Source organism: Pseudoalteromonas sp. (assembly GCF_036960685.1).
GTDB lineage: Bacteria > Pseudomonadota > Gammaproteobacteria > Enterobacterales > Alteromonadaceae > Pseudoalteromonas.
Genome location: NZ_JBALXK010000030.1, coordinates 12620 through 25622 on the forward strand (window position 1 = coordinate 12620; position 13003 = coordinate 25622).

The 13003-nt window shown below is 41.9% G+C and carries 12 protein-coding genes and 1 riboswitch; of the genes, 7 read left to right on the forward strand and 5 right to left on the reverse strand.

Features of this window, described 5'->3' with window-relative positions; all coding sequences use genetic code 11:
• Window positions 1-21 precede the first annotated feature (21 nt).
• From V7783_RS18735 to V7783_RS18750, 4 genes are all read right to left on the reverse strand, one after another.
• Window positions 22-1095, reverse strand: a complete 1074-nt coding sequence (locus V7783_RS18735) for an OmpA family protein (protein ID WP_335680016.1) — start codon at window positions 1093-1095, stop codon at window positions 22-24.
• A 485-nt stretch (window positions 1096-1580) separates the two neighbouring features.
• Window positions 1581-2630: an OmpA family protein gene (locus V7783_RS18740; protein ID WP_335680017.1), complete on the reverse strand. Its 1050-nt coding sequence runs from the start codon at window positions 2628-2630 to the stop codon at window positions 1581-1583.
• 472 nt (window positions 2631-3102) lie between these two features.
• Window positions 3103-4512: a protein adenylyltransferase SelO gene (locus V7783_RS18745; RefSeq protein WP_335680018.1), complete on the reverse strand. Its 1410-nt coding sequence runs from the start codon at window positions 4510-4512 to the stop codon at window positions 3103-3105.
• 8 nt (window positions 4513-4520) lie between these two features.
• Window positions 4521-5222: a DNA-3-methyladenine glycosylase I gene (locus V7783_RS18750; protein ID WP_335680019.1), complete on the reverse strand. Its 702-nt coding sequence runs from the start codon at window positions 5220-5222 to the stop codon at window positions 4521-4523.
• A 297-nt stretch (window positions 5223-5519) separates the two neighbouring features.
• Window positions 5520-5714, forward strand: a riboswitch (Lysine riboswitch).
• Between the two features lie 131 nt (window positions 5715-5845).
• On the opposite strand from V7783_RS18750, the gene dapA reads away from it, so the two are divergent.
• From dapA to V7783_RS18775, 5 genes are all read left to right on the forward strand, one after another.
• Window positions 5846-6730, forward strand: coding sequence for a 4-hydroxy-tetrahydrodipicolinate synthase (gene dapA, locus V7783_RS18755; protein WP_335680020.1), 885 nt, complete (start codon window positions 5846-5848; stop codon window positions 6728-6730).
• 15 nt (window positions 6731-6745) lie between these two features.
• A complete protein-coding gene (locus tag V7783_RS18760) occupies window positions 6746-7486 on the forward strand; it encodes a 2,3,4,5-tetrahydropyridine-2,6-dicarboxylate N-succinyltransferase (protein ID WP_335680021.1) in 741 nt (246 codons plus the stop codon).
• Entirely contained in the window at window positions 7486-8691 is a 1206-nt protein-coding gene (locus V7783_RS18765; protein ID WP_335680022.1) for a PLP-dependent decarboxylase, read from the forward strand. The genes V7783_RS18760 and V7783_RS18765 overlap by 1 nt, the downstream gene beginning before the upstream one ends.
• A 5-nt stretch (window positions 8692-8696) precedes the next feature.
• A complete protein-coding gene (locus V7783_RS18770; RefSeq protein WP_335680023.1) occupies window positions 8697-9818 on the forward strand; it encodes a succinylglutamate desuccinylase/aspartoacylase family protein in 1122 nt (373 codons plus the stop codon).
• A gap of 288 nt (window positions 9819-10106) precedes the next feature.
• On the forward strand, window positions 10107-11147 hold the full coding sequence (locus V7783_RS18775; RefSeq protein WP_335680024.1) for a phospholipase A: 1041 nt from the start codon (window positions 10107-10109) through the stop codon (window positions 11145-11147).
• A 48-nt stretch (window positions 11148-11195) separates the two neighbouring features.
• Here the strand turns inward: V7783_RS18775 and V7783_RS18780 are convergent, their stop codons facing one another.
• Window positions 11196-12089, reverse strand: coding sequence for a bifunctional GNAT family N-acetyltransferase/hotdog fold thioesterase (locus V7783_RS18780; RefSeq protein WP_335680025.1), 894 nt, complete (start codon window positions 12087-12089; stop codon window positions 11196-11198).
• 47 nt (window positions 12090-12136) lie between these two features.
• On the opposite strand from V7783_RS18780, the gene V7783_RS18785 reads away from it, so the two are divergent.
• Together V7783_RS18785 and V7783_RS18790 are read left to right on the forward strand one after the other, a co-directional pair.
• Entirely contained in the window at window positions 12137-12289 is a 153-nt protein-coding gene (locus V7783_RS18785; protein ID WP_335680026.1) for a hypothetical protein, read from the forward strand.
• Between the two features lie 21 nt (window positions 12290-12310).
• Window positions 12311-13000: a spermidine synthase gene (locus V7783_RS18790; protein ID WP_335680027.1), complete on the forward strand. Its 690-nt coding sequence runs from the start codon at window positions 12311-12313 to the stop codon at window positions 12998-13000.
• The last annotated feature ends 3 nt before the right edge of the window (window positions 13001-13003 follow it).

Genomic DNA, 13003 nt, shown 5'->3' on the forward strand with positions numbered 1-13003 from the left:
GGTTCTTAAATTTAGTTATTATTAACGCTCTACTTTTACGCGCTCAATAACAGTTACATGTGCTTCAACACGACGGTTTTCAGCGTGAGCTTCAGCAGTGTTTGCTGGATTTTTAAGGCGTTCTTCACCTAAACCAACTGTAACGATACGATTTTTATCAATGCCGTCTTTAACTAGACGAGCTGCAACAGCATCTGCACGCTTTTTAGATAACCACTTGTTGTAGTCAGCTTTACCTACTGAAGAAGAGTGACCTTCTAAAAGTACTTCTTTTCCAGGGTGCTCATTTAAGAAAGCAACAGCTGCATCAATATCATCTAAGTACTTTTGCGATACTTTAGAAGTATTGTTAGGGAACGTGATTAATAAGCTCTTAGTTACTTCACGATCTTCATAAAGAGTACAACCAGTACCGTCTACTGCATCTGTCATTGGTGTATTAGCACATTGATCATCAGCATCAGGGATATTATCGCCGTCGCTATCTACAGGTGCTACAGCAACAGGAACTACAGCAGCAACGGGTGCAGCTTCAACTGGTTCAGCTGAGCTTTGTGCGCCAAAGATATAGCTAAGACCTAATTTAGCACCAACATCAGTGTAACCACGGTCAAGACCTTGGTATAAAGATGTTTCAGCGTTAAATGCAAAATTATCAGTGAAGTAATGTTGGTAACCAGCACCTACGTTAGCAAACATTAAATCTTCATCAACAGCATCAAGGTTTTTCAAACCAAAAATCCCATAAAAAGGACCGCCATTGATATGGTATAGACCATCAATACCGTAACGCTTACCGTCTTCAGAACCACTAACCGACGTACCGTCAGTTGCACGAGCAGTCCAATCGAAATCCATGTCTGCGTATTCTAAACGAGCGCTCCAGTAATCATTGAAGCGATAACCTAGCTCAAGACCCCAACCTGTAGAGTCATCAACATCTAAGCCACCTTGTTCATAACCGCGAACATTTTCCCAAGAAGCATCGTAATAGTCGCCAAATGCACCGATGTAAAAGCCTTCTTTTTCGGCCGCGAAGCTTGAAGCGCTAGTTGCAGCTAGTGCTAAAGCAATAGTAAGAGATTTAAGTTTCATGTTTCATTCCTTTCCATTAAAAATACCTAAAGGCCATTTTGGCCAAACTCACTCTAAGATAGATGATGACCAATTAATCCAAACTTAATAAGCTATAGAAACTGAAAATTTAAAATGAAGCTCAATAGCTTAGAGCAACACCAAATACAACAATTCCTATATCAATTGTTAACTCGCTAGATACTTTGCGAGCTCTCAAAATTATTTAACTCATTTCAAACTTCGACAAATTAATTGATTAACAATCACAATACTACAATTATTTACGGCTTTATTACTTTAAATCAAGTTTAAATTCACTTTAATTAAAAGAGAAAGTTGATTAAGTAGTCAAGATTAACATCATACAGTGTTAGCCTTTTTACTCAAAAAGTAAATATTGGCAGGTATTTTAAAAATAAAAAAGCCAACTTAAGTTAATCAAGTCGACTTTCTAAAAGTAAATATTACTGAAGTTAAAGCCACTTTAACTTCAGTAAGTAAAATTAATTGCGAAGAACTTTAACTCGCTCAACACTCTTAACCTGAGCTTCTACTCGACGGTTTTGTGCGTGAGCTTCAAGTGTGTTTGCTGTGTTTAGCAAACGCTCTTCACCGTAACCAATTGTAGATACTCTTTCAGATGAAATACCATCTTTAACTAATACATCAGCCACATCTTGAGCGCGCTTCTTAGATAGTTGCATATTATAATCAGCATCACCAACAGCTGAAGCATGCCCTTCCAATAAAACTGATGTTCCGTCGTTTTCTTTCATAAACGTCGCTAAAGCCGCAATATCATCGAAATAACCATTTGGTACTTCAGCTACATCGTGCGGGAATGTAACTAGCAATGTCATCATTGCTTCTTTCTCTTCGTACAGTGTGCAGCCTTTACTATCAACCGCATCTGTCATTGGTGTATTAGCGCATTGGTCATCTGCATCGATAACGCCATCATTATCACTGTCCATAGGACCAGCTACCGTAGGTGCTGGCTCTACTGGTGCAGCTGCTGAACCTTGCTCACCAAAGATATAGCTAAGACCTAGTTTAGCGCCAACATCTGTATAACCACGATCAAGACCTTGGTATAAAGATGTTTCTGCGTTAAAAGCAAAATTATCTGTAAAGTAATGTTGGTAACCCGCACCTACGTTAGCAAACATTAAATCTTCATCTACAGCATCAAGATTTTTTAAACCAAAGATACCGTAGAAAGGGCCGCCATTGATGTGGTATAGACCGTCAATACCGTAACGTTTGCCGTCCATGCTTGTTGCAGTCATAGCTGGGTTTGAGCTTGATATGTCAAAATCCATGTCTGCGTATTCTAAACGCGCACTCCAGTAATCGTTAAAACGATAACCAATTTCAGCACCCCAACCTGTTGAATCATCAACATTAGTTCCTGCACTGCCACGGACATTTTCCCATGAAGCATCGTAATAATCGCCAAATGCACCAATAAAGAAACCTTCTTTTTCAGCAGCAAAACTTGAAGCGCTAGTTGCAGCTAGTACTACAGCTATAGTAAGTGATTTTAATTTCATTGTTTCCTTCCCATTTTCGCAATTAAAATTGTAGCTAAGTGACCCTAGCTTTTTAACCTTTAACCAGAGTACAAAAACATTTGTTAATCATTACCTAACGAAAACGCCTGAATTGTGTTTTTGTCAACTAAAGTGGTTTTTAATACAAACGGTAATAAGTATAGACGAGATAAAAAACTTTACCTAACCAACAGGTAAATCGTCTACCGGTAACACTGAAAGCACCTTACAAGTCAGTATTAATAGCAGTAAGTGAACTTTAAGACGTGTTAAAGTTTTCAGTCTCTAAGTACATTATATTGGTTAATTTTGAATCAACAAGTGGAAAACGTATTTATTTCTTATAAATATTAATGAATAACAGGTAATAATCAGCCTAAAGCAATAAAAATAAATACAGCCTCATAATAACGGCTGATATTTAGGAAAAAACCAATAGAAACAAAAATATATTACCGATAGGTCGATTTCATTAGGTGCCACAAAATGTTTGATAATTATCATCATCTTCAGATGCTAAAGTCCATGACTCTTTTACTTGAGATTGATATGGCTGTTGCAATGCATGCAAATATTCACTCAATATAGGGCTTTGATACTGCTGCGTAAAATCTTGCAAAATAGCTTCAATAATATGATTTCGTGGGATCAGTTTTGGATTCGCTTTGCGCATTATCGAGTAACTGTTGTCGGATGTCCTCAGCAACCAATTCTGTGACCAGGCAGTTAACTCTTGAGGTATTTCACTATTGCCCTGTTGTGACTCAGTCAACGCATTAAAAGTATTGGTGTAATCAAGCTTATGCGTTTTCAGCAGCGCTAGTAACTCTGAAACTAAATCCTTATCATGAGCTTGCTCGCCATCAAGTCCCAGTTTTTGCGCCCACATTTGACTAAATGCGTGATTAAATTGCTCAGCGAAACCATTAATTAATGGGCTCAATTGCGCAACAGCTTGCTCTTCATCATCACTAATTAAAGGCATTAAACTTTCCGCTAAGCGAGCACAATTCCAATTAGCTATATTTGGTTGATTACCAAAAGCGTAGCGGCCCTGACGGTCGATTGAGCTAAATACCGTGTCAAAATCAAACTGATTCATCATTGCACATGGGCCATAGTCTATAGTTTCACCACTGACCAACGTGTTATCGGTATTCATTACCCCATGTATAAAGCCAACCCGCATCCAGCTCACCACTAGAGCAATTTGTTTTTCAACAACATGAGCTAAAAATGCTAAATAGCGCTCAGGGCCAGTGGCATTTATATCAGGGTAATGACGCTCAATGGCTAAATCAGCCAAAGCTTGTAAACCTGCTACATCACCTTGAGCCGCTAAATACTGAAACGAGCCAACGCGGATGTGACTACTAGCAACACGTGTAACAATCGCACCTGGTTGCGGCGGCTGTCGGTAAACAGTTTCACCGCTGGCGACGACAGCTAAACACCGCGTAGTTGGTACTCCTAACGCGTGCATCGCCTCACTCATTATGTATTCACGAACAGCAGGGCCAATTGCGCAACGTCCATCGCCACCGCGTGAAAATGGCGTAGCACCTGCACCTTTAAGTTGAATATCCCATTGCTGTTGCTGCTGATCAACGACAGCTCCTAGTAAGTGTGCACGACCATCACCCAAGCGTGGTGAAAAATGACCAAACTGATGCCCTGAATAACCCAGTGCAACAGGCTCTACGTTACTGCTATTTAGGTTACCTGCAAAAACCTGTGCACGTTCAGCGCTGGCAACATCAATATTAAGCTGCTGAGCTAATACATCGTTCCACAACAATAACTTGGGTGCTGCAACGGCACTAGGAAAATCGGTCACTGCAAAATCATCAGCAATCTGGGTATAGCGAGCAACTAGTTTCATGGTATTCCTTAAGCTGGGGTTGTTTGTATACCTACGCGATTATCACCTACGCTGTATGCGATAATTAAGCTTAGCGCTTGTAAGCTTAAGCCGCTTTGCTGTTGTAACTCATTAAAAAATGCTTGTGCCGCAGTTAATGACTTTTTAGTTTGCAAACCACCATCAATTATTTTGTGGCCGCGTAAATAGCTTTCAACATCGCGTGATAGTAAAAAAGTGTCTTTGCCAAGTGCACGTAATGTGTAAGGCCCTGTGTTACCACCTAAACGCGCACCGTGTTTTTTTAAATACGCCCATAAACCAATTATGTCGTCTGTTGGCCAATTCGCAATAAACTCACTGAAACTGCCATGCTCTGCAGCGGCATCGTGGATCATATAAGCGTTCTGTGGAATAGTTTGTACTTTTTTAAAGTTACGGACAATTCGCTCATCACTGGCCTTTTGCTCAAGCATGTCCGGTGGCATCATCAGTAGTTTTTCAACGCTAAAGTCCCAAAACACCTCACGAAAACCAGCCCATTTATTGTTGATCACCGACCAATAGAAACCACTTTGGAAAATCTTACGGGTAAACTCTTCAAGCCATGCATCATCCGGTAAGCGCTTCAATTGTGCTGCCGTAAGAGGTGCATGTAACAATTGCTCAAGCATAGCAGTGCCACCTTTACGCTGTGCCGCTCGTTGATAAATATCCTGGAATTTTTCCATTACTTATATACCCTTTTACTTATATGCGCACTAGTGTACGAAAAAAGCTATTAATACGTAACCTTTTGCCAACAAAGATCATATCTACTCATATATATCCAAGCCATCTCAAGATGCAGAATTCAGCGTTTCACAGGGGCTTAATATCAAGGCGTTACTTTGCAGCAATGGCAGTCCCTTTTAAGAAGTAATAACGACGAGACATACTTAGTCTTGACACCTAGACGGCTAAAATGCTTTAATCTCCGCCATTACCCCTATTTAAGGTGTGAGTTTTATTTTTTAAAACTGGCACTGTGGGCTAGAAGAGGTGCGTTATTCAGGTAACGTATGTGAGGAGCACAACACTCCAGTGATCATACGTGAGGGGAATTAACGCCGAGAAGTAACACTTTTTGTGAAGGGTTATTTCGGGCGACTGGGTTGAATCCCAGCGACTGTCACCAATAACAGCTTGGCTGTTAAAACATTTGGTGGAGAGCTTCTGGTCTTAGCATAATAAGGCCATAGCGCCCTATTGTATTAAGCCCATTCGCTCTTCGAATTATTAGTTCGAACGATGTTAATGCGGCTCCAATCATAAAGCTTCTTAACTCCTCGAATAAATTATAAGTTCGTGAGAGATGATCAATAACTTCAATTTAAACGACTACCCATTGTGGACCGCGCTTGTCACGCCATTTACTGACGCAGGTGAGGTCGACTATGGCGTACTTGACCAATTAGTTGCGCAGCAACAAACAGCTAATAATGGCATTTTACTGCTTGGCAGTACTGGCGAAGGCCTTGCTCTGACATTAAAAGAGCAGCAAGCGATTGTTGAACACGTTTGCCAATTAGCGCCAACCGTCCCTTTACTGGTTGCCGTCGGCGGTATGAACTTAAAACAGCAAATAGCGTGGGTTGAATACTGCAACCAATTACCAATTCACGGTTATTTACTGGGTTCTCCTCTATACGCCAAGCCTGGCGTAGTTGGCCAAACCCACTGGTTTGAAAGCTTGCTTAATGCCAGTAAGCACCCTTGTATGCTTTATAACGTACCAGGGCGCAGTGCTGTTGCTATTCCACCGACCGTAATTGGTAATTTAAAAGATCACAAAAATTTATGGGCGCTTAAAGAAGCCAGTGGCGATATTGCCAAGTTTGAAGGCTTTAGAAATGCCGCTCCAGAGCTTGCTATTTTCAGTGGCGATGATGCCCTCATGCCATACTTTGCCCAAGCTGGCGCGAAAGGCTTAGTCTCTGTTGCTGCGAATGCGTGGCCGATGCAAACCCATGAATTTGTAAAGCGCAGCCTCAGTGGTCAACACCCCAATTTATTTGCCGACTGGTCACAAGCAATTCAAAGCTTGTTTGCCGTGGCAAACCCTATTCCCGTTAAAGTTCTCATGCATTTACAGGGGCGTATTAATAGCCCGTACTTGCGTCCACCTTTAACGCATCTTGAGTTAACGCAAACAGATTGCATTAACAACGCAAACAACACCATTTTATCTTGGCATTAAACACAGGTTTTTATAATGAGCTGGTTAGAACTATTAAATAATTTAGAATCGGGCGCAGTACGCGCAGCAACACAAGACGAAAGCGGCCAATGGCATGCGAATGTTGAAGTTAAACAAGGTATTTTAGAAGCGTTTAAAAATGGCACTAATACCGAATTCCCAGGTGGCTTTGTTGATAAGCACAACTTAGCACCACAAGGTTTCGCAGCCGATGCGGGGGTGCGTATGGTACCTGGTGGGTCAAGTGTACGCCGCGGTGCTCACGTTGCTAAAGGTACGATTATCATGCCACCAGCGTATGTAAACATTGGCGCATTCATTGACGAAGGCACTATGGTTGATAGCCACGCCTTGGTTGGTTCGTGCGCGCAAGTAGGTAAAAATGTGCATTTAAGTGCTGCAGTGCAACTAGGCGGCGTACTTGAGCCAATTGGTGCAAGTCCTGTGGTAGTAGAAGACGATGCATTCATCGGCGCAGGCTGTGTCATTGTTGAAGGCGTAGTGGTTAAAAAAGGTGCTGTACTTGCTCCAGGCGTGCGTTTATCAGCAACCATTCCTGTATACGATTGCGTCAATGAGCGCCAACTAGATAAAGGCGAGCCAATTCCAGAATATGCGATTGTTATTCCTGGTTCTCGTCCAGCATCAAATGCATGGGCCCGCGAGCAAGGCTTAAGCATGTCGTGCGCATTAATCGTAAAATACCGCGATGAACAAAGTGATGCGTCATTACTTCTTGAAGAGGTTCTACGTTAATGACCTTTTTGAGCACGCCTGTTAAAAACGCTATTGCTGAACTATCAACTAAACTTGATACGCCATTTTTTGTTTACGACCTTGATACCCTAAACGCACATTTAGCGCGTTTAGTAGCGCAAAGCGAGGTAAAACTGTGGTATGCGGTAAAAGCCAATCCGCTTTCTAAAGTGATTCAAAGCTTAGATAACGCAGGTTTTAACTTTGACGTAGCAAGCAAAGGTGAACTTGAGCAAGTACTTGCACAAGGCATTAACAGCGAGCGCGTGCTCAACACGGGGCCAGCAAAGAGCCCACGCCAAATTAAACACTTTATTGAACGTGGCGTACGTATTTTTGTTGCCGAAAGTCTCAATCAAGTCCGCTGGTTAAATGAGCAAGCGATTGCAAAGCAATGCCAGCTACAGGTTTTACTACGTGTGCAATTACGTTGGCCTGAAGGCGAAAAAAACCCTCTCGGTGGCGATAGCCTTACTCCATTTGGTTTAGGTTGCGACGAATGGCAAGCGCTAAATACCAGCGACTACTCTGCGCTTAGCTTTGATGGCCTGCATATTTTCCAATGGGGTAATATGCTCAGCAGCGACAAACTTGCCGAGCTTTGGTCACAAATGGTTGCACCACTGCAACAACTTGCAAGCGAATTAGGTATTCGTTTAAAAGTGCTCGATTTAGGCGGTGGTTTAGGTATTCCTTACACCCTAGATTGCCCTACTCTAAGTTGGGGTGCACTCATTACAGCCCTTGCAAAAATTAAGCGTGATGCAGGTGTTGATGAGTTATGGATGGAGCTTGGCCGTTATGCGGTAGGTGAATGTGGCCACTACGCCACACCGGTGGTTGAGCGCAAACTTAACTATGGCCAACAGCAAGTGATCTTAAGTGGCGGCATTAATCACTTGTTGCGCCCTGCAGTAACCAGCCAAGATTTCCCTGCACGATTATTACGTGACTCAACAGCCTCAAACCAAGCGATGAGTTTATATGGGCCATTGTGTACGGCACTGGATTGTTTAGGTGAACATCAATTACCTAACGATTTAAACGAGCAAGACTGGCTGGTGTTTAGCCAATGCGGCGCGTACGGTTTTACCGAAAGCATGCCGTACTTTTTATGCCATGAACTGGCCGCCGAGTACGTTATACACAATGGCGAACTTAACTGTATTCGCCAAGCAGAAGATGCCAGCTACTACTTAAGGTAATTGAAATGAGTATGACAACAGCTATCAGCCAAGAAAATATTGTGGTTGGCGAAGTCGCCAACGGCTTACCGCTGACCATTCCTGTGTATCGCTTAAAAGGCGATGGCACTGGGCCAAGTGTTTATGTGCAAGCAAATATGCACGGTGCTGAAGTACAAGGCAATGCAGTAATCTACCAGCTGCTCGAACAGTTAAAGCAACTAAAGCTTAAAGGTGACATAACTTTAGTGCCTTATGCCAATCCGATTGGCTGTAATCAAAAATCAGGGGAGTTTACCCTTGGCCGTTTTGATCCAATTACCGGCACTAACTGGAACCGCATGTACCATTGCAACAGTAAGCTCGCAACTCAGTTTGCCGAGCAATATCGTGATGCCGATGAGCAAACCTTAAAAAGCGCTTTTAAAACTGCGCTGATTGAAGAGGTAGATCAAAAGCTTAACGGTCCAGCTTATCGATTAACCACAGGTAAACGTATTGCGCTAAATTTGCAAAAGCTCGCACACCAAGCTGATATTGTACTCGACTTACACACAGGGCCTATTTCTAGCCAGCATTTATATTGCCCAGATTACGCTAAGGCCAGCGCCAGCTATTTTAACATACCCCATGTACTGTTCATTCCTAATGACTTTGATGGTGCAATGGATGAAGCCAGCTTCTGCCCATGGTGGCAACTAACTGAGGCATTAGCTCAGCAAGGACGTAAGTTTAACGTGCAAGTTGAAGCGTTTACGGTAGAGCTTGGCAGCCAAGAAAAAATCGATTTAACCGCAGCTTTTGATGACGCCAACAGTATTCTGAGTTACCTAAATCACAAGCAAGTGTTTATCGATGCACCGTATCAGCCAAAAGTAATGAAGCGCTACGGCTGTAATTTAAATGACTACCTTGCTTACTATGCCCCTATGGGCGGCATGGTTGAATATATAGCGCCACTAGGCGGGCATATTAAAGCCGGGGAGCCTATAGCTAAGGTGCTGCGAATGGAGCGCTACCTCAGCGAGCAACCACTGCAAACCCTAAGCCTTGATTGTGATGCCATCGCTATTTTGCATTTTGCCTCAGCAAGCGTAAATCAAGGCACCGAGCTATATAAGTTTTTTACCAACGTATTTGAGCTTTAACTTTTATGTAAAGCTCAACCCTTCTCATTGCGTGAGAGCACGATTATCCAACGGGAAAACGTGCATTGAACAAGCGGCTTCGGCCGCTTTTTCTTTGTATTTATGATCGAAAAGCGCCACAATCACGTAAGTTCAGTAACAATTCACTGATGTTCAGTTACAGTCAATGCTGGATAAAATGTAATTAATAGGTATTTTAGTGGTTTTATAGCACTGAAATTAGCCCATTCTCATTTACTAATAACACACGATAGCTACTTTCTAGTTGATTTTATCAAAGGAATAACAATGACTTGGCACTATGGGATCTTATTTACTGCACTATTATCAAGCACCGCGTTCGCGCAATCAGAACCTGCAACAAAAACCAATGAGCAAGATGATGATCTTGAGCTAGTAAAGCAATGTATTTTAAACGAGGCAATTGGTGGAGCTGGCGAAATGACGCTCGCACAGTTGCGTGAAAAATGCTCATCACTCGATGAAAGCAAACAAGTTACAGCATTGGATAAACGCAAAGCTCGCGAAGAAGTCAGCAAAAAAAATCGTAATGTTATTACGCCGCACAAACGTAACTACATTTTACCTATCTCTTATGTATCCCATCCAAACAATAGCTCGTTTGAAGCATATGACGAACTAACTGGTGAAAAAAATGATGAGCCACTCGATAACTTAGAAGCAAAATATCAGCTTTCAATTAAGGTGCCTATTTTCGATGATTTTTCTGACGAAGACCAAGCTATATTTTTTGCCTTTACATTGCAGTCATATTGGCAACTTTATAACAAAGAAAGCTCCTCACCATTTCGTGAGACCAACTATGAGCCAGAAATTTTTTGGGTTAACTATTTAGATAAAGAGCACGTTCCATGGGGCGACGAAATGGCAGTGGTTCTTGGTGTTTCTCATCAATCTAACGGTAATAGTCAGCCAGATTCACGCTCATGGAACCGTATTTATGCAAACTTTCTGTGGGAAAACGACGGCTACGTATTTAGCTTTAAGCCTTGGTACCGTATTTCAGAAAGCGAGAAAGAAACGCCATTAGATCCAAGAGGTGATGACAACCCTGATATTTACAAATACATGGGTTACTTTGAGTTTAGCGGTGCATATCGACTTAATGATCATGAATTTAGCTTTATGACACGGAACAACTTAAATTCAGATAATCGTGGCGCAATCCAGCTGGATTGGTCATTCCCGTTATGGGGGCGGGTTCGTGGTTATGCCCAATACTTCAACGGTTACGGTGAAAGTTTAATTGATTATAACGCTGATATAGAACGTATTGGTGTGGGTATATTGTTAACTGATTTACTGTAAAAAATAAGGCCAAGCAATCGCTTGGCCTTTTTTTGCTGTTAATTCTAGTTACTTAATAATTTTAAATGTGCCTTCAAACTCAGCGACCAATGCATCGCCATCATAGATTTCAACGGGTACTAAGTAGCTTGCTTTACCTTCTGACTCTAATTCGGCTAACTTACCTTTGCAGCCGCTTAGATCAACGCTACCACGAGGCTCATTATTGAGTGGTTTTAGATATTTAATATTTGCATCAGCAAGCACAATATTCCCCTCAAGCCCTGCTTCTTTAAGCGCTAAATACGTTGCCCCCCAACCGGTTAGCGTCGCTAAGCTATAAATAGAACCGGCAAACATAGTGTTATGCAGGTTTAAATTCGCATTGAGATCCGCGCTGGTGGTAAATTGCCAATCTGTGTAGCTTTCAACCTTAATGCCCATCGCATCACTAATTGGAATAGATTCACGCCAGGTATTTTGCAGTACTTGAGTCCAATTAGGGTGACGGAACCAACCAGGCGCAGACGGTTTTTGTTTCACCATTTTCCAATGTTGAACATCATCATAAGCTAAATGGGCTTTTTCTTTGAGTTCGTAACCATGGCGCTTATAAAACTCTAAAGCACGCTCTCGAGCGAATAATACCAACTCATCAGCATCTTGGGTCCAAGCTATTTTTTCAAGTTCATGGAGTAAACGACTACCTATATGTTGGTTACGATTTCCCTCAGCCACCGCCATATAACGTACTTGGGCTTGCTGTTGATTATTAAAATGCAATCGTGCCACACCCAATACAACACCTTCTTTATTTTTAATAAAGCGGTGTTCTGCATCTTGTTCTAAATCATCTTGCTCTGAGCCACGCGGCTCATTCCAAGGCGCACGTAGCACTTGCCAACGTAATTGATAATAAGCTTGCCAATCTTCGCTACTTTGTGGTGTTGTCACCTGAAACATAATCACTCCTGTTGTGCTAATACCGTACGATAAAACGCTGCTGATCATTGCAAAAAAATAACATCAACAAAATACAGCTATTTATTATTGCGACCTACCATACTCCATCTGATAAAAACTTGGAATACGACTTTGGTGAGCAAAGTAAAATATCTGCTTTACCTGTAAAACTTGATAGACATATTGGCGCTTTAGATTGACTCGTCTATGCTGATGTAACTATGGAACATTTTTTTGAAGACAGCGGTGCAGTTAAACACAGCTTTATTGAAGATTGCCATCGCATCGGGCAATTACTCTATTGGCACAAATATGGCGCCGATTGTATTCAGGTGCGCCAGCATAAACAGTTACGCTGGTTACTGATCAACGAAACCTTGCAATCGGTAGTCGAAAAAAGCCGCCCAAGCCGTTTGCTATTCCCACATTTGCAATATTTAGCAATGCTATGGCAACCATTAACACCGCCCAAAGCAATCCTTGAGCTAGGTTTAGGTGGGGGAGCAATTCGTAATTACTTACAACACACTTATCCTGATAGCCAGTTGATGTCGGTAGAGAAAAACCCCAATATCATTCATTGTTATAAACGTTTTTTTGGTGGTGATCACGCATCTAACTTACGCTGTTTTGATGCTGAGGCTGTGCTTGACCAACAACAAACATATGACTGGATAATTTTAGATTTATTCAGTCAATTAGATGCACCGTTATTTTTATACAAACACCGCTTTTACGAAAAGCTGCGCAGCGCTTTAGCTAAAAATGGCTACCTGTTCATTAATTTTTTATCGGGTCATGAATCACAATTAAAACAGCTAGAACATTTGCTGATCACCACATTTGGCAAAATCCCTAGCATTGAAAAAATCCCAGGTTATGCCAATAACATTGTAGTGATCAGAAAATAATGC